The sequence below is a fragment of the Kitasatospora sp. DSM 101779 genome (assembly GCF_025655475.1).
In the GTDB taxonomy this organism is placed as follows: Bacteria; Actinomycetota; Actinomycetes; order Streptomycetales; family Streptomycetaceae; genus Kitasatospora.
Map to the genome: position 1 here is coordinate 220,382 of NZ_JAHTIK010000001.1, position 18,254 is coordinate 238,635.

Consider the following 18,254-nt stretch of genomic DNA (forward strand, 5'->3'; position numbering starts at 1 on the left):
GGCGCCGCGAAACGTTTCTCAGTGCCATCCCGTGATGTTCTGGCCTCCAGGACCGGGGTCCCCGTGGGACAGGAAGCCGATCAGGCCGCAGACCACCACGATCAGCGCGAGCAGGACCAGCCAGAAGGTGTCCTCGGGGCCGGGGCGGTACGGGCGCGGCGGGCGATCAGTTCGGTCGCCGTCTCTGTCATCGGCGCGGTCCTCGGCATCGTTGTCCTCATCGAGCACTCTGCTCCCCCTCCTCGGCCCGCTCCATGGCACCGCGTGGCCTGGCCGGCGTCAAGACCGCCCGCATGGCCGGCTGGGCGCCGCCGCGGTCCCGGCCGGCGCAGGGCCGGCCGGGACCAGATGCGCGCCCGCCCATCCCCACCCCACACCCGGCCCCGCATCCACCTGTTCCCGGACCGCGCCTGGCGGGGGGTGGAGGGGGACGGGACAGTCTGCCGGCGGGGTGCGGAAGGCTGGGAAGGGCCGGTTCGGGGCGGGCCAACGGCTATTCGGTGCGCCTGGGCGTCTCGGTGACGATCTCGTACCGGCCGGGGCCCACTTTCCGGAACCAGCCGCCGACGGCCTGCGCGAGCCTGGCCTTCTGCACGTCCAGCCGGTCCATCTTCACCCCCGGGCCCATGTCCACGTACTCGCGGACCAGGACGATCGCACCGCTCGACTGGTTCAGCCCCCTCGACCCAGGCCGTGCCCGCAACCCGCACCGCGGATCAACACGAACACGCCCGTCAACCAGCGCCCGGCGGAGGACAATGGCGTTACCCGGATGGTGCAGACCTGGCCGGTCCGCGGAGCGCGACGGCGGCGCGCGTGTGCCCCTGCCGGCTTGGGCAGGCCGCCCCACCGGGCCGTCGAAGGAGGCCCAGCAGTGCCGAGCGTGCAGATGATCCAGCCTGCCCTTCGGGAGCCGCTGCTGCTGTTCGACGGCGACTGCCCGCTGTGCGCCGACTGGGTCGCTCGGGCCAAGCAGTACCCTGGCATGTCCAGGTCTGCCAGGCCCTGGGAAGCCCTGGCCTACGAGTTCGTCGACCTTCCCGCTTTGAACGCCCGGCTGGGACACCCGGGAGCCGTCTCCCCCGAGACCATCCGACGCGGTCCCCTCTGGCTCACCCCAACGGGCAGGCAGTACAGCGGCATCGACGCCTGCGCCCACCTGCTCATGCGCTGCGGTGGTCCTTGGTCCTATCTCGGCGGTCTGCTGGCCCTTCCCCCCGTCCGCCGGCTCCTCGCCGTCACCACCGCGCCGCTGGCCCGGCGGCGGCATCCGCAGCGGACCGCCGGCCTGCTCTGACCCCGGGACGCCCCCGGCAGATCCCACCCCGCTGTCAAGGCGTCCACCTCCACGGGACCGAGCCTTCAGCCGGGTGGCTGGCGGGAGAAGGACTCCTGGCCGACGACCGTGGCCTTCCACGCCTGGTCGGCGTCGCTCGCCGTGGTGAACAGCCAGCTCGCCAGGATGCGCTCTTCCTCGGGTAGGTACTGTCCGCTCCAGCCGGTCACCGATGCCGCCCGGCCCCGGCCGTCGCGCCAGGCGACCGTCCAGCCCAGCGCCGCACCCGAACCGGCCGGACCCGCGTCGTAGCGACCCACCAGCTCGCGCCGGCCGCCCGGCCCTGCCCCGGGTTCGAACGTCCCGGTCAGGTTGCCGTCCCCGTCGGCCAATAGCCGCAGGTGGGAGCCGAACTCGTTGTACCAGTCCCCTGCGAAGGCCGTCACCGATCATCTCCCGTTCCCGTACCGACCGGCTCGCTTCCGCACCGACCGGCTCATGTCCCCGTCCCCTCGTCCGGATACTGACACCTTTCCGCCGCCCCGGGCATGCGGCACTACTGCACCCGGGGACCAGGCCCGCCGCCGGGCTCCCCCGACATGCATGCGGGCGCGGCAGGCCCTTTGCTCGTGGCCGGGGCCGGACACTGGGAACGAGGACACGCCGGAGGCGACGGGACGGGCATGGACGAGGGATTCTTCGATGCCGGACGGCTGTACCGCCGCTCAGGCCCCGCCGGGCGGCAGCAGCTGTTCCTGGTCCTCCACGTCGCCCGCCCACCCGGTGGCTTCGCCGCCCCTGGCCGCGACGGCCCAGTCGCCTTCGGCTGGCGACGCACCACAACGCCGGACGGCCGCAGCAAACCCCTCGGCCCCTACAACACCCACGTCCGCAACGGCTGGCAGGACGTCACCGACAGCGACCTGGCCCGCGTCCTGGGACTCACCGACACCGGCTCCGACGGCTGGCGCAGTGCCACAGCCTCCCGTGCCCCCGCCAGCACCACCAGTCGCCGCGGCGGACGACGCACCACCGACCCCTCGGAAATCCAGGTGGCCGAACCGGGCCGGCTCGCGCGGCTCCTCCACAGGCACCGGCCCGACCGACCACCGACACCACCCACGGACGGCCCACCGTAGCCGGCGCCGAATCCCGTGTGCACACCCCACGTCCTGGCCGGCTCGTCAAGGCTCCGTCGGCGTAGGCCCGGGTCGGGGCCGCTCACCGCCGTGTTCGAACTAGAGGACCAGCGAGGGTGATCAGGACACACCCGCACCCTTGACGGCGATCCTGATCGGCGGGGCCTCGCATCCCGACGGAGGGGGCAGGTCGGGCAGGAGCGGTGTCGGTCGTCGAGGCGGTCGCTCCGGAAGCGGTGGCGCCGGCGGCAGCGGTGCGGTCGCCGTGGAAACGGCGGTCATGATCTCAGCTCTCCTCTACTCGTACTCGACCCCAGCCGTACCAGCGGCTACCCGAATCCGTCGCCCGCACGCCCGGCTCCAACCGCCGGCGGTGCCCGTGTCAGGCCAGTGCCGCGACCACCGCCCACCGACCGCCCTGGGGACGTCGACGGCCCGCGGCACCCGACCCTGCCCCGCCCCACGCGACACCAGCCACCCCCTGCCCCGCGACCTGCGCGGCGACGGCAAGGGCCCGCCTCTCGCGCCCACCGTGAGGCCCGTGGGCGCCACACGCCCCGGGTGGCCTCCCGCCGCCCGTTCCGGTGCTTGTCCGCAGGCCGACGATGGCAGCAAGGCGCCAACAGGCAAGCGAACCCGAGCGACTGACGGGTCCCCATGCCCGGACAGGCACCCTGCCGGACGGCTCAGCTCAGCCAAGACCGGCCGGAGGCCGGCCGCAGCGCCCTGTCTCCGGCGGTTCGCCACTGGCCCGTTCATGGTGCAGCCGTTCGTTGAAACGGCCCTGAGCGGGTACACGCCGGGGGCACGGCCAACACCACCAGGGCTCCGGCGGCCCCAGCCGAAGGACTGTCCATGATCCCGCGCCTGCACACCACCCATATCGCAGGCCTGACGCCCGGCACCGACCTGCTGCGGCTTCGCGGCGAGGCCGACCAGGACACCGGCCGCGACCTCCTGCGCGCTTTCGAGCACGCCCTCAGCAACCTGCCCACACCGCAGGTGCTGCTCGTCGACTGCCAGGACCTCACCTTCTGCACCTCGGCCGGCCTCACCACCATCCTCAGGGCCCGGCGCCTCGCACTGCGCCAGGGCACCGCCCTGCGGCTGACGAACATCCCCGACCAGCTGCGCCGCCTGCTGCGTGTCACCGAGACCGACACCGTCCTCGGTGCCCAGGACACCCCCGACCCGGTGAACGGCTCTCCACCTGGCGCCGTCTGAAGCCACCCGTTGCGCAGCCGGGGCGTCCCAGTGTGAGGTCTGCAGCCGATCGGGCCCGGCCAGCTGCTCGCCGACGGCGTGAAGCCCGTTCCCGCCGTTCGTGGAACCGGCCCATACGGGTCGGCGTCCGTCCGTGCATCCGAAAGATCAACTCCGCTGAAGGGTGCTGTCACCCATGGCCGGTACGGCGGCCCGCTACCTCCACCTCACCCGCTACGGCGAGGCCTCCCCCGACGAGAGCCGACTGACGGATGCAGGGAACTGCCAGGCCGCCGTCCTCGGGCAACGGCTGCGCGGGGTCCCGCTGCCCGCGATCGACCACGGTCCCCTCGCCCGCGCCGAACAGACTGTCCGGCTGATCGCCGAACAGCTCGACAACGTCCACCGTTACCTCGTCGGTCAGGATCGGACGCTGGGCGGCCACGCCGCCCGTCTCCCCGTCCGGGCACCTCGACCACCATGTCCAGCCCGGTCAGCTCCCGCAGCCGGCGCACCTGCTCGCCGGGGCCCGCGAGCCGCAGCCGGCCGCCCGACGCCCCGGTCCGCCTCATCCCGTACACCAGCACCCCCAGCCCGGCCGAGTCCATGAACGTGACCGGTTCCAGGTCCAGCACGATCCGCGCCCGGCCCTCGCCCACCAGCGCGTCCACACGCTCGCGGAAGGCCGGGGCCAGGGAAAGGTCCACCTCACCGGTCAGGACCAGCACCGCCCAGCCCCTGTGGTCCTCGCCCTGCCGCACAGCGGACTCCGGAACCCGCACGGTGGTCCCTCCTCACCCTGGACACCCCGGTCCTCCCACCGCCCGAGCGCTCCGCCCCGTCCCGCCACCCGCGCCGACCGCATGTGCGCCTTCGCCGCCTCCGGAGGAGAAGGGGCGGTCGCACCGCACCGTGCTGGACCGGGCGAAGCTCTGCTGCTGCGCTCGTGGTGGGGCCGGTCGTGCACGGTGCGTGGGACCGGGGCTCGACGGCCTCAGTGCAGGACGCTCACGGCACGGGCGATGACCAGGAGGGAGGTGAGCAGGGCCGCGATGCTCTCGATGCTCATCAGCACCTTGGCCCGCGTGGACAGCGGCATGGTGTCCGTGGGGCTGAACGCGGTCGAGTTGGTGACGGACACGTACAGGTAGTCCGCCAGTACCGGCACCCAGTCACAGGACCGGCTCGCACCGTCCGCGACCTCCTCGACGGCGTCGTCGTTCTCGTCCTGGGAGAACCGGAAGTCCGCGAGCGGCAGCTCACCGCGCGGCGCCTGCGTCCGCACGACGGGACCGCCACGGTCCAACTCCCAGAACGCCAGGCCGAAGACGATGATGTCCGTGGCCCACACCTGCAGGGCGGCAACGAGGAGTTGGCCGCCGTCCTTCACCTCGGTGGAGACGAGGGCATGGATCAGCAGCCCGAGGGCGGTGAGGTTGCTGGCGCCGATGAGGGCGACGAGCGTGAGCGAGAGGAAGCGTGAAACCCGGGTCTGCCGGGTCAGTCGCCGGGGGTTGACGGCGATCAGCGGAACGAGCAGCAGTACTTCCAGCGCCGGCAGGACGAAACGCGGCGCGACCAGCAGTCGCTCGGGCAGGACGAGGTAGAGCAGGATCGCCACGAGGGTGGCGATCACGGCCGGAAGCCTTGCCTCCCCGCGCCGCTCCTGCCGCGGATGCCGCACCCTCCTGCCGCCCCGACGATCAGACGCCGTCATCCTCCGTCTCCCTCCCCCGGCCCATGCCGGCCGATGCCGACGGCATTGCCGGCCTTCCGTCACGTCGCGAGGTCGGACGGGGCCGTACACAGCGTCCCGTGCCACACGGCTGCAGGCTCATCCGCGGCCGGCGGCCATGCCCGCCACAGCGCTCCTGCCCCGGTCCAGCTCGGGCATTCCCGACACGGCCCGGGGGCCGCACCCAGCGCCGCATCCACGCGACGAAGTGCGGACGATGGTCGCCGGGTGCGGGCCGGACGGTCCCGGCACCGGCGCGCAGCAGCGACCGGGTAGGCGCTCGATCGCATCCGGCGGGGCGGCACGCAGGTGTGTGTCCAGCAGACCGTCGGTCGTCCACGTCCATAAGGGCCCACCGCGTGGCCAGGCGCAGTGGGAAGCCGCCGGCGGTCGGCCACGCCGTGAGGCGCAGGTCCACGTACCCGTGCGCACGGCAGGTCTCACACCGCGACGACGGGTCGGACCGGTGCGGGAGCAGGCAGGTAGGGCGTGATGTTGCTCCAGGCCCGCTCGATGTATTCCTCCTTTTCGCCGACCGGGGCGACGTAGTGCAGCGCGCCTTCGGCGGCATCGTTGCCCTCGAGGCGGGCGATGATCCAGGCGGCGAGGTAGTGCGAGGCCAGGCAGCCGCCGGCGGTGGCGATGTTGTCCTTGGCGTAGAAGGGCTGGTTGAGCACCTCGACGCCGGCGGCGACGACCCAGGGCTTGGTGGTCAGGTCGGTGCAGGCGGGGATGTCGTCGAGCAGGCCGAGCTTGGCGAGCACGAGCGCGCCGGAGCACTGCGCCGCGACGAGTTGGCGCGAGGGGTCCAGGCCGCGCAGGATGTTCATGATCGCCGGGTCTTCGACGACCTCACGGGTGGCGATGCCGCTCCCGACGATCACGGCGTCGGCGGCGCACGCCTCCTCGAGCGTGGACATCTGTTCGATGACCACTCCGTTCATCGACGTCACCCTGGGGGCGGGGGTGGCGATGGTGACGCGCCAGTCGTGGGTCTTGATGCGGTTGAGCACTCCGAGCGCGATCAGGGAGTCGAGTTCGTTGTAGCCCTCGAAGGTGAGGATGGCGATGTGCACGGCGACTGCCCTTCCGTGGAGGCGGGGTGGGTCTCGACGGTAAGGTCCCGCGAGGATGACAGCCAAAAAATTGTCATGGATACAATTCGGTGCATGGCAGCCTCGCGGTACAAGACGCTGGTCGACGCGTTCGCATCCGACATCCGGTCGGGGCGGCTCCCCGCAGGCGCGCGGCTGCCGACACACCGCGCACTCGCCGCCCACGAGGGCATCGCCGTGGTGACCGCGACTCGGGTGTACGCCGAGCTGGCAGCCATGGGTCTGGTGAGCCGGGAGCAGGGCCGCGGTACGTTCGTGCGCGACATCGCGGTTCCCCCCGGTCACGGCATCGATCAGCAGGTCGTCGCCACTGGCGCGGTCGACCTCACCTTCAACTATCCGTCGCTGCCCGGCCAGGCCGATCTCCTGCGGCAGGCACTACGGGAGGTGGCCACCTCCGGCGATCTCGACTCGCTGCTGCGCTACCAACCACATCGCGGGCGGCCCCAGGACAGAGCCTCGATCGCACGGCATCTGAGGCGTCGAGGAATCACCACCGACGCCGATCGGGTCCTGATCGTCAACGGTGCGCAGCAGGGCCTGGCCGTCACTGCCATGGCCGCGCTCAAGGCCGGCGACGTCGTCGCGGTCGACGCGCTCACCTACCCGGGTTTCAAGGCGCTCGCGCACGCCCTTCACCTCCACCTGGAGCCCGTACCCGCCACCGCCACCGGGCCGAATCTCGATGCTCTCGAGAAGCTGTGCGCCACCCGCCCCGTGCGCGCGATCTACACCATGCCCACCTTGCACAACCCTCTGGGCTGGGTCATGCCGACAACGGACCGAACCCGCCTGATCAAGATCGCCCGACAGCACGGTTCGCTCCTCATCGAGGATGCCGCCTACGCCTTCTTGGCCGAGGACCCTCCGCCGCCTCTGGCGGCGACCGCGCCGGACCTCACCGTTTACGTCTCGGGACTGTCCAAGAGCGTCGCCACCGGCCTCCGGGTCGGTTTCGTCGTCGCCCCGCCATCTGCGGTGCCGTCGCTCGAACGCGCGATTCGGGTGACTACCTGGAACACCCCGGCGCTCACCACCGCGATCGCCTGCCGCTGGCTCGACGACGGCACGGTGGACCAGTTGGAAGCGCAGAAACGAGAAGACGCCAAGGCCCGTCAGTCACTCGCCAGACAAGAGCTGGCAGGCCTGCCCCTCATCGGCCACCCCGCGTCCTACTTCACATGGCTCACCCTGCCCGACGACGCACGCGCCGATCGCCTGACCGCCACCCTCGCGCGCCGACACATCGCCGTGACCACAGCGGAGCCGTTCACCACCTCGACCCACACGCCGCAGGCGATCCGCCTCGCTCTGGCCTCGACCGATCCGGCCCTTCTCCGATCGGCTCTTCGCACCGTGCGACAGGTCGCCGTCGAGGACGCCTATACGTGAGTTCCCCTCGACCAGCCGACACCTGCCCGCACCGACGACGTCTGGGTCCGAAAGTCCGTCGGCGCTGGAGGCCTGGAGCCCGCTTGGTGTGCGACCCGAGACTGATGGGGGAATCACGGTCACCGCAGCCGTGTCGTCGCGCCGGCCACGGGAGGACGGTCCGCGGAGAGAAGGGCCTGGAGACGGTCAGCCCGTGCCATCTCCTGGCGCGGTTTCCTGAACGAAGGTGTAGGGCGGCAGAGGTCCGTGCAGTCGGAGCCGGACGTCCTCGCCCCAGTCCTCGGCGAGTTCCTGCTGGGCCGCGGTGAACTCGTCGCTACGATCGTCCTCCACCAAGAAGGAGGCGCTGACGAAGTCCTCGCCGCGGGCCTCGTTCACGTGGACTTCCCGCGCGAACGGACGCAGCGCCTCGACGGCGTCGGCGGCGGCCGCTTTCTCTCGGGCCTGGACCTCCCGGGCGACGAGTTCGCCCAGGCGCATCTTGACGTTGGTATCGCCGGTGCGTCGGCTCTCCTCGTTCAGCTGCCGGGCCTCGGCGCTCTCCTGCAGGATCTGCCGGAGCAGCGCCTCTTCTTCGTACTGGCCCTTGAGGAGGTACTCCGTGCAGCCCGCCAGGGCCTCGAGCCGCTGGTGGTAGAAGTCGGCGCGGTCCTCCAGAGCGCCGCGCACCTGTGGTTCGTCGGAGGCGGTGGCGCCGAAACGGAGCGGCAGGACAGTGCCGTCCGCCATCAGGTGCTGCAGGACCTCCTGGTGGGCGAGGACGTCGCGGCGCCGGGCCCGCAGGCCGTCGGGCGCGGCGCTGACGATGGCGGTCAGGTTCGCGGTGCTGACGGTGGACAGTTCCTCGGGCGGATCGCCCACCCCTGTCATGCCGTCCAGCCGCGCGGGATGGGTCTGCGATGTGACTGCGTAGACGTAGAGGGCCATGTCTCAGTCCTCCCGGGACCTGGTTCGGCGCGCCGCGCGCGGCTTGGCGGCGGGTTCCTCGTCGCGGTCCTGTGTGTACTGGCGGATCGTGTCCGTCACCGCCTCGACCGCCCCGGTGAGCGCGCCCTTGCTCTTCCCGTGGCTTCCGTCCTCCGTCAGCTCGCCGGGAAGATCCAGAAGCCGGGTCGGCGCCTTGCGCCCCGACTCCAAGTCGAGGCGGTTGCAGGCCTCCGCGAACCGCAGGTAGGTGTCCACGCTGGCGACCACGACCCGAGCGTCGATCTTCAGGATCTCGATCCCGACCAGGGAGACCCGCACGAACACGTCGATGACCAGACCCCGGTCCAGGATCAGTTCCACGACGTCGTACAGCGTGCCGGTACTCGCGCCTCCCGTCGCAGGCCGGCCTCCGCCGCTCTGCGGTACCACAGTCATGGCGCTTCTCCTTTCTCGCGCCCGCCCACGTTCGTTCCGCATCCCCGGGAGGCCGGATCGCCGCCCGGCCCACGGACCGGATGCGTGTCTGGGGCCGGGACGTCGTTGTTCCCCGCGGGCCTTCCGAGCCGTGGGAGTCGGTGTCCACCGCGGCCGCCGGGCGGCACAGACTCCCGTGCCGCGCGCGTATACCCGAACCGGCCCCGCCAAACAGCAGTTGCCCCGGTGCACCTTCGCCATCGCCGTTGTGGGTCATGCAATGTGCGCTGCGGATTCATTCGGTCCGGTGCCCGGTGCGCGGCCGCGCCGGACGCCGATGGTGGGGTGCGGCTTCGGTTGCACGGTCGTCGTCGCGCTCACGCAGGGTATCCGTGATCGACTCCACGGCACTGGCGATGGCACCCTTGCTCTTCTTCCGGGCCACGCCTTCCACGGCCTTGCCCGTGCTGTCGCTGATCATGTCGGTGAGCTTGGCCGGGGCGTTGCGGCCGGACTCCAGGTCGAGGCGGTTGCAGGCCTCCGCGAACCGCAGGTACGTGTCGACGCTGGCCACGACGATCCGCACGTCGATCTTGAGGATCTCGATCCCGAGCAGGGAGACCCGCACGAACACGTCGATGACCAGACCCCGGTCCAGGATCAGCTCCACGACGTCGTACAGCGTGCCGGTGCTCGCGCCTCCTGCTGCGCGCACGCCCGCACTGCTCTGCGGCACCACAGTCATGGTGCCTCCTCTCGCTGGGCCCCTCGGCGCCGTCGCGCCGGTGGGGGCGTCTTCTCGTGGCCTGCCGGTCCCCGCCTCGCTGTCGGTTGGGGGTCTTCGCGGGGCGCGGGTACCGCCACGAGGCGTAGGCCTTCCGTGCCGCGTGCGTGTACCCGATCCGGCACCGCCCAACAGCGACGCCCCCCACGTACAGGGTGCCGTCGTGTGTCCACCCCGTGTCCGATGAGCCCGTACGGGGCAACGGTGTGGTCGCGGTGCCGACGAGCTCGCGCGTGGCTTCCTGCCGGATCAGTGGTACCGGCGGGACGGGCCGAACAGTCGACGGCCCGCACCTGTGACGGCGGACCCTGTCCCGGGCGCGAGGCGCAGCGCGTACACGGGTTCCCGCGACGGGCGCGCGGCGAGGCCGTGGCGGGGCCGTGGCGGGGCGCAGTCGGGTATGTGCGGGGCGCGGCAGGGACGCGCCCCGGCACCGCCCGGGCGGCCGGGGCTGCTCGACCCGGCCCCGCCACCGGGCTCCACATGCGCGAATCCTCCCGGCCCGCGGCGCCGTGGGCAGTCGGCCCCGAACAATGCGCCGCCGCGTCGCCGCGGCAGGGTCCGGTCCTCGCCGCCGGTCTGGGGCAGGGTGCATTCATGGACGAATACGACGTGGACGAGGCGTTGCAGCAGGCGCTGGACCGGTTGACCGCGCTGGCGCACATCAGCTCGGCGCTGGCCGGGACCCTCGATGCCCGGGCGGGACTGGAGCGGGCCTGCCGGATCCTCGCGCAGCGCCTGGGCGACTGGTGCGCCGTCGACCTGCTCGCCGACGACGGGAGCCGGGAACGGACCGCCGCTTCCCGCCGCGGCACCCCGCGGGCGGCCGGCGGCGAGCTGTCCGAGCCGCCGGAGAGTGCGTCGGGGCCGCTCGCGCGGGTGCTGCGCGGCGCGGGCCCGCTCCTCCTCACCGAGGCAGACCTGCGGCCCGTGCTCCGACGCGATCCCTGGGACGCCGCCGAGGACCATGTCTTGACGGAGCAGCAGGCCGTGTGTGCGATCGTCGCGCCCCTGCGGGTGCGCCGGGAAGTCCTGGGTGCGGTGACCGTCGCCCGCGCCGCCAACCGGCCCCCGCTCGCGGAGTCCGACCTCCCGCTGGTCGAGGACATCGCCCACCGGATCGCCCTCGCCATCGACAATGCCCGCCTCCACCGGGAGACCGAGCACATCGCCGAACGCCTCCAGCGCTCCCTGCTCCCGGCCCTCCCCCAGCCGGACCACCTCACCCTCGCCGCCCGCTACGCGCCCGCGCACGGCACCGCCGAGGTCGGCGGCGACTGGTACGACGCGTTCGTCCTGCCCACCGGACAGACCGCGCTGATCATCGGCGACGTCACCGGCCACGACCTCAAAGCCGCGGTCACCATGAGTCAGCTGCGGAACATGCTCCGCGGCATCGCCTGCGACCGCCAGGAACCACCCGGTGCGATCCTGCACCGCCTCGACCTCGCCCAGCACGCCCTCTACCCCGCCACCACCGCCTCCTGCGTCTACGCCGTCGTCCAAGGGCCGGTGGGCGGGCCGTGGCAGCTCGACCACGCGAGCGCCGGCCACCCGCCGCCACTGCTCGTCACCCGCGACGGCGACGCCCACTTCCTCCAAGGCGGGGCCGGCGTCCTCCTCGGCGTCGACACCGCCCTGCCCCGCCCCAGCGCCACCGACCCCCTCCCACCCCTGTCCACCCTCCTGCTCTACACCGACGGCCTCATCGAACGCCGCGGCGAGAACCTGGACCGGGGCCTTGCAAGGCTGCGCCAGCACGCCGCCGCCCTCGCCCGCAAAACCCCCGGCACCCTCTGCGACGAACTCCTCGCCGGCCTCGCACCCGACGCCACCGACGACATCGCCCTCCTCGCCCTGCGAATCCCCGCCGCCGGCGCAGGCCGCACCGCGGGGAAACACCGGTGAGCACCGGCCGGGCCCGGGCTGTCGGCGGGCCGTCAGGGGGCGCTGCGGCGCGGCCCCGAAGACGGCCGGCTGGCTGGAGCGTCCCAGGCCGGAGGCCGGACCAGGGGCAGGCGCACCTCAGGACGGGGGCGGCGGGCCGTGCGGCCGCACCCCGCATGCCGTCGGCGAGAACCGGTCCCGCCTCGCGGCCCTCGGCAGGCCGGGCGGGATGGCGCCTTCGCGGAGAACAGGATCCATGCGGCACAGGACGGACAGCACATCGGCACCCGCCTGGTGGTGGCGCGCCGCGACCAGGGCCGACCGGGACCGCTCGCATCGTCAGCGCGCGCACAGGGTGGAGGAGCCGGCCCCGGCCGACGGCATGGCGGCCGAAGGGCCCGCGCTGCAGTGCGCCGGTGGATGAGGACCGCAGAGGCCCTGCGCGGCGGCCCGATCGTGAGGAAGGGCGCCGCCGTGACGAACGAGCTGAGGACCAGCACGAGGCGCATCGGGGGACGGGGCTCTGTGTGTTCGCCGGCGACCGGCACCAGGGCACCGCCACCGAGGCGCAGCAGGTACTGGACGAGGCCCTCGGTGGGCTCCCGGAGGTCCTTCCGGTGGATCTGAGCGGGGTGGAGCTGCTCGCCTCGGGTGGGTTGAACGCGCTGCTGCGGGCCCGGACCGCGGCTGCCGACCGGACAGTGCCGGTGGTCCTGGTCGCACCGAGCGCCGGAGCGCGTCGACTGCTGGAGGTCACGGAGGCCGCGGGGTTGCCCCCTGTCCACGGCACGGTCGAGGGAGGCGGCCCGGCACAGCGGGGAGCCGCCCGCCTCCGGCGCGTATACGGCGTAGGCGGGGCGGAATGCCACAGTCGGAACGTTCGGCCATCGACCGGGAACCTTCCTGTGTGGTTCGGCCTGCTGACGGACAAGCGGATAACGCCGCGGAGTCCACAAGAACCTCCAGGCCCTGGAACGGGACGTCCGCGCCCGGATCGCCCGGTGGAACGACGACCCGAAGCCGTTCGTCTGGACGAAGGACGCCGACGAGATCCTCCAACGCCGCGCCGCATGTCTTGATCGAATTCCCGGCGCAGGACACTAGCGGGGCTCCGGGCGGTCCAGCGGGAAGTGGCGGATCACCGACGGCTTCCAGGCCTGCTCGGCCGGGTCGTGCCGCAGCGCGAACTGGCTGATCACCCGCTGGCCTCCCTCGTAGTCGCTGTACAGCACGTCGACCGTGAGCAGCTTCCCGGCGTCGATCGCGGCGGTCATCGCCCGGAACTCCGCGGCTGACGGGTCGCGGAACGCGCCCTGCCAGCAGCCGTGGTCGCCGGGCGCCAGGAAGATGTCCCGGACGTGGGCGGTGAACTCCGCCAGCGGCGGGTGGGCCCGCTCGGTCCGCACCTCGGGGGTCACGTGCCAGCTCTGAAGCACGGCCAGGCCGGTGCCGACGTTCCGCAGCGAGATGGCCAGTTGCACGATGTCCTGGTGGACCTCGACCACCGCCCCGCCGCCGGGGACGGTGACGATCCGGCCCTCCACGAAGCGGGCGGTCAGCTCCGGGTCCTGCTCCCGCGAGGTCACCAGCAGCGGCTGCTGCCCGGCCAGCAGCGTGCGCTCGGCCGTGCGGGCGGAGCGGTTGGCGGAGCGGACGGAGGCGAAGGTCGCCACCGCCAGGACGAGCGTGCCGCCGGCGGTGGCCAGCGAGGAGATGGTCGCCCAGTCCGTCACGCCCGCAGGCTAGCCCCGCCCGCGACCGCCCGCATCCGGCCGCCGCTCGGAGCGCCCCGGCGAACCGCACCACCTGCAGGGCCTCCGCCTGCTGACTGTCTCGGCTGACCATCCGCGGCAGACGGTTCCTCGGTGTGCCCTACGGGGTGATGCGGCGACCGGGGCGTTTCTCCGCGGTGGGAGGGAACGCGCGACCCATGGACCACGAGAAGGCGCCGGTACTGGAAGCACTCGCCGCCTACCACCGGGACGGTCAGCTGCCGTTCACTCCGCCGGGGCACAAGCAGGGCCGCGGCACCGACCCCCGGGTCCTCGAGGTGCTGGGTGCGGCGGTGTTCGCCTCCGACGTCCTGGCCACCTCGGGCCTGGACGACCGCACCTCCTCCCGGGGAATCCTGCAGGAGGCACAGGAGCTGATGGCGGACGCGGTCGGCGCACAGCACACGTTCTTCTCCACCTGCGGGAGTTCCCTGTCGGTGAAGTCGGCGATGCTGGCTGTCGCCGGCCCGCACGAGCAGCTGGTCGTGGGCCGGGACGCCCACAAAGCCGTCGTGTCCGGGCTGATCCTCTCCGGTATCCGGCCGATCTGGGCCGAGCCGGCCTGGGACGCGGACCTGCATCTGGCCCACCCGCCGACCGCGGAGACGTTCGCGAAGGCGTTCCAGGACAATCCGGATGCCAAGGGAGCGTTGGTGACCAGCCCGACGCCGTACGGGACGGGTGCGGACCTTCCGGCCATCGCGGAGGTGTGCCACCGGTGGGGCAAGCCGCTGATCGTGGACGAGGCGTGGGGGGCTCATCTGCCCTTCCACGACAAACTGCCGACGTGGGCGATGGACGCCGGCGCGGACGTGTGTGTCACCTCCGTCCACAAGATGGGCTCCGGACTCGAGCAGAGCTCGGTGTTCCACCTGCAGGGCGACCTTGTCGACCCGAAGGTCCTCAAACAGCGCGAGGACCTGCTGGGCACCACCAGCCCCTCCGTGCTGATCTACGCCGCCCTCGACGGCTGGCGCCGGCAGATGGTCCAGCACGGCAAGCAGCTCTACGACCACGCGCTCGACCTCGCCCACCGCACCCGCGGCGCCATTGACGGCGTCGACGGCATGCACGTCCACGGCCGCGAGGACTTCTGCGGCCCCGGTCGAGCAGCCGACCTCGACCCGCTGCAGGTGATCGTCGACGTCAGCGCGCTGCACGTCAGCGGCTACGATGCCGGGGACTGGCTACGCGCCCACCACCACATCAACCTGCACGTCTGCGACCACCGGCGCATCAGCGCCCAACTCACCCACGCCGACGACCAGCAGAGCACCACACGGCTGCTGAACGCCCTCACCGACCTCGCCGCCCACGCAGCCGATCTGCGCCCGGCCGCACCGATCCACATCCCCGACCCGCGAGAGCTGCGTCTGGAGCAGGTCATGATGCCCCGGGACGCGTTCTTCGGACCGACCGAACAGGTGCCTTGGAAGGACGCGGTGGGGCGGGTCACGGCGGAGATGCTCACCCCCTACCCGCCCGGGATTCCCGCCGCCCTGCCGGGCGAACGCCTGAACGGGGACGTGCTGGCGTACCTGCACGAAGGCGTCCGGGCGGGCATGGTGGTCCCGGACGCAGCCGATACCGGACTGGGCAGTGTCCGCGTCGCCGTCGAGCCGTGAGGGCAGCGCCGCTACGCGCCGGTGGTCTGTTCGATGATCATCGAGACCAGAGCGCTGCGGCCCGCGGCGCGCAGCCGGCGCAGCTGACGGGCGGCACCGTTGCCGTCCCGCAGCAGGCGCTCCAGCACGGGGACGATGTGGCGCCGGTCCGCACTCTCCTCGATCACCGGGTCGATGTGGTCCAGCAGGGCGGCCACCGCGTCGCAGGCGTTGGACAGCCGGCCGGAGAGCGGGTCGAACACCGTGCTCGTGCAGCCGTGCCGGGCACCGTGCCACACGGCGGCCGCGAGCACCTCCTGCTCAACGGGCGGGATGCCGTGCCCGGCTTCCGCGTCGCCGAGGGCTCGGACGGCAAGGGCGCGCACGATGCCGGCGAGCATCACCGCTTCGTCGGGACGCAGCTGGACGTCCATGGCGCGGATCTCCACGGTGGGGAAGTGCTCGGACAGGCGGATGTGCCAGTAGACCTGACCGATGTCGCGGATCAGCCCGCCCTCGACCAGCTCCCGGGTTCGCCGGTCGTAGTCGTCGGCGCCGTCGAAGACGGGCGGCGGCCCGCTGACGGGCCAGCGGCCGAAGACGATAGTGCGCCAGCTGGCGAAGCCGGTGTCCGTGTTCTGCCACAGTGGTGAATTCGCCGCGAGTGCGATCAGCAGCGGAAGCCATGGACGCAACCCGTTGATCACGGCGACACCCGCGCCGCGGTCGGGGATCCCGAGATGGACGTGCATGCCCGTGATCAGCTGCTGGTCGGTGAGCAGCCGGGTGTCCGAATGCATGACGCGGTAGCGGGCGGTGTCCGTGATGGGTACCGGGAGGCGGTCGGTGAAGGGCGCCGCACCGCACGCGGCCAGTCGGCACCCCGCCTGCCGGGCAGCCTCGCCGAGGGCCAGGCGCATCCGCAGCAGGTGTCCACCGGCTTCCTCCAGCTCACGGCAGATGGGGGTGGCGACCTCCACCTGTGCCTGGAGCAGTTCCCGCTGGACCTCGCCGCGCTCCAGCCAGGGCTGGAGGCGCGCCGCCTCGCGCACCTGGGCGGCGCGGGCCACCGGCAGGCCCGTTGCCGCAGCCAGCAGGAGATATTCCTCTTCGATGCCGAGGGTCAGCATGTTGAGCAGGTACCCGTGTGCGGAAGGCACATGCGGCGGTCCTGTCGAGGGTGCTGCGCGCGTCGCTATTCGGGCCGGCGGAACCGAGGAACCGGCGCCGCGCGCCCGGGTAGTCCGCGACCAACAGCTTTCGACGTGATTGTCGACCTGTGGCCGTCCGGGTTCGGCTGACTCAGGCTGGTGGCATGGCCCTGAAACCGTCGGCATGCACCTCCGGCCTGGACCGGGCCGGAGTGCTGGTCCGCCAGATCACCGCTGCGCTGACCGCGGCCGGGCACACCGTCGCGGCGGCGGAGTCGCTGACCGGCGGGCGGCTGTGCGCGCAGCTGTGCGAGGCGCCGGGTGCGTCGGCCGCGTTCCGTGGCGGGATCGTTGCCTATGTGACGGATCTGAAGGAGGAGCTGCTCGGCGTGGAAGGCGACCTGCTGGCGCGGGTCGGGGCGGTTCATCCCGAGGTCGCCGCCCGCATGGCGGAGGGTGTTCGGCATCTCGCCCGCGCCACGTACGGGGTGGCCACCACGGGCGTCGCCGGGCCGGCGCCGCAGGACGGGTGTGACGTCGGAACGGTGTTCGTCGCGGTCTCCGGCCCTCGTGGGACCACGGCCGTGCAGGCCGCTCCCGGCACCAGGGATCGGGGCGATATCCAGCACGCGGCCCTCCTCGCGGCCCTGGAACTTCTCCGCGACGCGCTTCGGCCCCCGGGCTAGCTGTACTCGGCCGACACAGGTGCTTGCGCTCGGCGCTGAACGCCCGGTACTCGGTCTCGGAGACGGCGGCACCGGTGACCAGGTCCTTGCCGTACGTCTCGCAGGCCTCCGCCGCGGCCCAGCCGGTGCCGTCGGTGCAGAGCCGCTCGGTGCCTTCGGGTGCGTCCTCGGTGCAGGGCCACTGGATGCCGCTCGCACCGCGCAGCTTCGCGAAGCTGAGCCCGGTGTGGTCGCAGGGCCGGCCGGCCGAGCGCCGCTGCCACGCCTCGAACGCGTCCTCGGGGCCCTGTCAGTGGACGAGCGGCCCGTCGTCCTTGTCGCGCTGCCCGCTGGTGGAGAAGCCGACCACGCCGGGCCCGCGCTCGCGCAGCAGGCTCTGCGCCCGGGCGACGATGCCGGTCATGCCGTGTCCCGGTCGCAGGCCTCCAGTCGGTGCTCCCGGCGTACCGGCGGGGTGGTCAGCCGGTCGGCGGCGTGGTTGGCCTGCCGGCCGAAGAGGTCCTTGGGGCCGGGCCTGCCTCGGTTCACCCGGTCCCCTGCACGGCCGCGCACGCCCACGATCCGCCCGTCGGCGACGGCGATGTCCATGGCGTCGCCGTCGGAGTGCGGCAACGACGCGCCCTGCGACCAGCGTTCCACCCCGTCCGCGGCGGTGCCGGGCGCCGGGAAGCGGTCGAAGCGCACCGGCCACGGATCCCCGGGCCGGTGCGGGGTGGGGTCGCCCCAGGGCTGTGCGACTCGATCCACCGCCGGTTCCATGGCCTGCCTCCACACTCGCCTGGCGAGGGTAGGGGCGTCTACCCGCGCGAACGACCGCTACGCTCCGGGGCAGCCCGCACAGCCGCCCCTCGGCTGGCAGGCACGTGCGAGTTTGATCGAGCAGCTGGGCGGTATACGCCGGTTCGCAAGCAGTCACCTGGCAGCGGCCACACCGTCGACACCCGACCGCTTCAGGTCCGTGTCACCACCCGTTGCACCGGAGGTTTCCATGATCGTGCTTGGCGTCATCCTGCTCATCATCGGCTTCGCCACAGGGATCTCGATCCTGTGGACAATCGGCCTCATCCTTGCCGTCGTCGGCGTCGTCGTGCTGATTGCCGGCTCCCTCGGACACGCCGTCGGCCCCCGCCACCACTACTACTGACCCCCTGCGACGACACCGTGCGGGC

The 18,254-nt window shown here is 72.4% G+C and carries 20 protein-coding genes and 2 pseudogenes; 10 read left to right on the top strand and 12 right to left on the bottom strand.

Annotation, left to right across the window (positions count from 1 at the left end; all coding sequences use genetic code 11):
- Positions 1–18 precede the first annotated feature (18 nt).
- Both KSNIM_RS00955 and KSNIM_RS00960 read right to left on the bottom strand, forming a co-directional pair.
- Positions 19–228 (bottom strand): hypothetical protein, encoded by a 210-nt coding sequence (locus KSNIM_RS00955; RefSeq protein WP_263101269.1) that lies wholly within the window; start codon positions 226–228, stop codon positions 19–21.
- Positions 229–493: 265 nt separating this feature from the next.
- On the bottom strand, positions 494–703 hold the full coding sequence (locus KSNIM_RS00960) for a hypothetical protein (RefSeq protein WP_263101270.1): 210 nt from the start codon (positions 701–703) through the stop codon (positions 494–496).
- Positions 704–874: 171 nt separating this feature from the next.
- On the opposite strand from KSNIM_RS00960, the gene KSNIM_RS00965 reads away from it, so the two are divergent.
- Positions 875–1,297: a thiol-disulfide oxidoreductase DCC family protein gene (locus KSNIM_RS00965; protein ID WP_263101271.1), complete on the top strand. Its 423-nt coding sequence runs from the start codon at positions 875–877 to the stop codon at positions 1,295–1,297.
- 65 nt (positions 1,298–1,362) lie between these two features.
- On the opposite strand, the gene KSNIM_RS00970 is transcribed toward KSNIM_RS00965, so the two are convergent.
- Positions 1,363–1,722: an avidin/streptavidin family protein gene (locus KSNIM_RS00970; RefSeq protein WP_263101272.1), complete on the bottom strand. Its 360-nt coding sequence runs from the start codon at positions 1,720–1,722 to the stop codon at positions 1,363–1,365.
- A gap of 237 nt (positions 1,723–1,959) precedes the next feature.
- Here KSNIM_RS00970 and KSNIM_RS00975 point away from each other — a divergent pair, with 237 nt between their 5' ends.
- The 3 genes from KSNIM_RS00975 to KSNIM_RS39305 all read left to right on the top strand — a co-directional run bounded on the left by KSNIM_RS00975 (position 1,960) and on the right by KSNIM_RS39305 (position 4,228).
- Positions 1,960–2,415 carry a hypothetical protein gene (locus KSNIM_RS00975; protein ID WP_263101273.1) on the top strand — a complete coding sequence of 152 codons (456 nt, stop codon included), beginning with the start codon at positions 1,960–1,962 and terminating at the stop codon, positions 2,413–2,415.
- Positions 2,416–3,270: 855 nt separating this feature from the next.
- On the top strand, positions 3,271–3,639 hold the full coding sequence (locus tag KSNIM_RS00980) for an STAS domain-containing protein (RefSeq protein ID WP_263101274.1): 369 nt from the start codon (positions 3,271–3,273) through the stop codon (positions 3,637–3,639).
- 175 nt (positions 3,640–3,814) lie between these two features.
- Complete coding sequence (locus KSNIM_RS39305; RefSeq protein WP_411543836.1) at positions 3,815–4,228, top strand: histidine phosphatase family protein; 414 nt, start codon at positions 3,815–3,817, stop codon at positions 4,226–4,228.
- Here KSNIM_RS39305 and KSNIM_RS39310 read toward each other — a convergent pair.
- From KSNIM_RS39310 to KSNIM_RS00995, 3 genes and pseudogenes are all read right to left on the bottom strand, one after another.
- A pseudogene (locus tag KSNIM_RS39310) lies at positions 4,146–4,400 on the bottom strand (STAS domain-containing protein); the annotation flags it as partial. The gene KSNIM_RS39305 and the pseudogene KSNIM_RS39310 sit on opposite strands and share 83 nt — an antisense overlap.
- Before the next feature lie 212 nt (positions 4,401–4,612).
- Positions 4,613–5,254: a hypothetical protein gene (locus KSNIM_RS00990; protein WP_263101275.1), complete on the bottom strand. Its 642-nt coding sequence runs from the start codon at positions 5,252–5,254 to the stop codon at positions 4,613–4,615.
- 539 nt (positions 5,255–5,793) lie between these two features.
- Complete coding sequence (locus tag KSNIM_RS00995; RefSeq protein WP_263101276.1) at positions 5,794–6,429, bottom strand: DJ-1/PfpI family protein; 636 nt, start codon at positions 6,427–6,429, stop codon at positions 5,794–5,796.
- Between the two features lie 93 nt (positions 6,430–6,522).
- Between KSNIM_RS00995 and KSNIM_RS01000 the strand changes: the two genes are divergently transcribed.
- On the top strand, positions 6,523–7,860 hold the full coding sequence (locus KSNIM_RS01000; protein WP_263101277.1) for a PLP-dependent aminotransferase family protein: 1,338 nt from the start codon (positions 6,523–6,525) through the stop codon (positions 7,858–7,860).
- 186 nt (positions 7,861–8,046) lie between these two features.
- Here KSNIM_RS01000 and KSNIM_RS01005 read toward each other — a convergent pair whose 3' ends face one another.
- The 3 genes from KSNIM_RS01005 to gvpJ form a co-directional block, all read right to left on the bottom strand.
- Entirely contained in the window at positions 8,047–8,787 is a 741-nt protein-coding gene (locus KSNIM_RS01005; protein WP_263101278.1) for a GvpL/GvpF family gas vesicle protein, read from the bottom strand.
- 3 nt (positions 8,788–8,790) lie between these two features.
- The gene (locus KSNIM_RS01010) at positions 8,791–9,222 is read right to left on the bottom strand and encodes a gas vesicle structural protein GvpA (RefSeq protein ID WP_263101279.1); all 432 of its coding nucleotides are present in this window, start codon (positions 9,220–9,222) and stop codon (positions 8,791–8,793) included.
- A gap of 274 nt (positions 9,223–9,496) precedes the next feature.
- Positions 9,497–9,946 (bottom strand): gas vesicle protein GvpJ, encoded by a 450-nt coding sequence (gene gvpJ, locus KSNIM_RS01015; RefSeq protein ID WP_263101280.1) that lies wholly within the window; start codon positions 9,944–9,946, stop codon positions 9,497–9,499.
- 636 nt (positions 9,947–10,582) lie between these two features.
- Between gvpJ and KSNIM_RS01020 the strand changes: the two genes are divergently transcribed.
- Positions 10,583–11,893 (top strand): PP2C family protein-serine/threonine phosphatase, encoded by a 1,311-nt coding sequence (locus KSNIM_RS01020; protein WP_263101281.1) that lies wholly within the window; start codon positions 10,583–10,585, stop codon positions 11,891–11,893.
- Between the two features lie 155 nt (positions 11,894–12,048).
- Positions 12,049–12,951 carry an STAS domain-containing protein gene (locus tag KSNIM_RS39315; RefSeq protein WP_411543634.1) on the top strand — a complete coding sequence of 301 codons (903 nt, stop codon included), beginning with the start codon at positions 12,049–12,051 and terminating at the stop codon, positions 12,949–12,951.
- A gap of 21 nt (positions 12,952–12,972) precedes the next feature.
- Here the strand turns inward: KSNIM_RS39315 and KSNIM_RS01030 are convergent, their stop codons facing one another.
- A complete protein-coding gene (locus KSNIM_RS01030; RefSeq protein WP_263101282.1) occupies positions 12,973–13,605 on the bottom strand; it encodes a hypothetical protein in 633 nt (210 codons plus the stop codon).
- Positions 13,606–13,802: 197 nt separating this feature from the next.
- On the opposite strand from KSNIM_RS01030, the gene KSNIM_RS01035 reads away from it, so the two are divergent.
- Complete coding sequence (locus KSNIM_RS01035; RefSeq protein ID WP_263101283.1) at positions 13,803–15,269, top strand: aminotransferase class I/II-fold pyridoxal phosphate-dependent enzyme; 1,467 nt, start codon at positions 13,803–13,805, stop codon at positions 15,267–15,269.
- Positions 15,270–15,280: 11 nt separating this feature from the next.
- Here KSNIM_RS01035 and KSNIM_RS01040 read toward each other — a convergent pair whose 3' ends face one another.
- Positions 15,281–16,408 (bottom strand): glutamate--cysteine ligase, encoded by a 1,128-nt coding sequence (locus tag KSNIM_RS01040; RefSeq protein WP_317633975.1) that lies wholly within the window; start codon positions 16,406–16,408, stop codon positions 15,281–15,283.
- Positions 16,409–16,563: 155 nt separating this feature from the next.
- Here KSNIM_RS01040 and KSNIM_RS01045 point away from each other — a divergent pair, with 155 nt between their 5' ends.
- Positions 16,564–17,085, top strand: coding sequence for a CinA family protein (locus KSNIM_RS01045; protein WP_263101284.1), 522 nt, complete (start codon positions 16,564–16,566; stop codon positions 17,083–17,085).
- Between the two features lie 322 nt (positions 17,086–17,407).
- Here KSNIM_RS01045 and KSNIM_RS01050 read toward each other — a convergent pair.
- Positions 17,408–17,844, bottom strand: a pseudogene (locus tag KSNIM_RS01050) (nitrate reductase); the annotation flags it as partial.
- 229 nt (positions 17,845–18,073) lie between these two features.
- Between KSNIM_RS01050 and KSNIM_RS01055 the strand changes: the two are divergent.
- Complete coding sequence (locus KSNIM_RS01055) at positions 18,074–18,229, top strand: DUF6131 family protein (protein ID WP_263101285.1); 156 nt, start codon at positions 18,074–18,076, stop codon at positions 18,227–18,229.
- The last annotated feature ends 25 nt before the right edge of the window (positions 18,230–18,254 follow it).

Coding starts and splice junctions, on each gene's coding strand:
- KSNIM_RS00975 (WP_263101273.1), top strand. CDS start 1,960: ATGGACGAGGGATTCTTCGATGCCGGACGGCTGTACCGCCGCTCAGGC.
- KSNIM_RS00980 (WP_263101274.1), top strand. CDS start 3,271: ATGATCCCGCGCCTGCACACCACCCATATCGCAGGCCTGACGCCCGGC.
- KSNIM_RS39305 (WP_411543836.1), top strand. CDS start 3,815: ATGGCCGGTACGGCGGCCCGCTACCTCCACCTCACCCGCTACGGCGAG.
- KSNIM_RS01000 (WP_263101277.1), top strand. CDS start 6,523: ATGGCAGCCTCGCGGTACAAGACGCTGGTCGACGCGTTCGCATCCGAC.
- KSNIM_RS01005 (WP_263101278.1), bottom strand. CDS start 8,787: ATGGCCCTCTACGTCTACGCAGTCACATCGCAGACCCATCCCGCGCGG.
- KSNIM_RS01010 (WP_263101279.1), bottom strand. CDS start 9,222: ATGACTGTGGTACCGCAGAGCGGCGGAGGCCGGCCTGCGACGGGAGGC.
- gvpJ (WP_263101280.1), bottom strand. CDS start 9,946: ATGACTGTGGTGCCGCAGAGCAGTGCGGGCGTGCGCGCAGCAGGAGGC.
- KSNIM_RS01020 (WP_263101281.1), top strand. CDS start 10,583: ATGGACGAATACGACGTGGACGAGGCGTTGCAGCAGGCGCTGGACCGG.
- KSNIM_RS39315 (WP_411543634.1), top strand. CDS start 12,049: ATGCCGTCGGCGAGAACCGGTCCCGCCTCGCGGCCCTCGGCAGGCCGG.
- KSNIM_RS01035 (WP_263101283.1), top strand. CDS start 13,803: ATGGACCACGAGAAGGCGCCGGTACTGGAAGCACTCGCCGCCTACCAC.
- KSNIM_RS01045 (WP_263101284.1), top strand. CDS start 16,564: ATGGCCCTGAAACCGTCGGCATGCACCTCCGGCCTGGACCGGGCCGGA.
- KSNIM_RS01055 (WP_263101285.1), top strand. CDS start 18,074: ATGATCGTGCTTGGCGTCATCCTGCTCATCATCGGCTTCGCCACAGGG.